Consider the following 223-nt stretch of genomic DNA (forward strand, 5'->3'; position numbering starts at 1 on the left):
TTTTCTTGGAGCTTCTGCTAATCCTACTAGTTCAACTTCGTCCTGTACTTTAAGTACTCCTCTTTCAACTCTACCTGTTGCAACTGTTCCTCTACCTGTTATAGAGAATACATCTTCTACTGGCATTAAGAAGTCTTTATCAACGTCTCTTTCTGGAGCTGGTATATATTCATCTATCATTTCGAAGAATTCTACTATTTTATCTCCCCATTCGCTTGATGGA

1 pseudogene is annotated in these 223 nt (G+C 37.7%); it reads right to left on the bottom strand.

Going from position 1 to position 223, the window contains the following annotated elements:
- Positions 1–223 (bottom strand): annotated as a pseudogene (gene tuf / locus ACK2WN_RS12470) (elongation factor Tu); the annotation flags it as partial.

It is taken from the genome of Peptacetobacter sp. AB800 (genome assembly GCF_047807365.1).
Classification (GTDB): domain Bacteria; phylum Bacillota; class Clostridia; order Peptostreptococcales; family Peptostreptococcaceae; genus Peptacetobacter.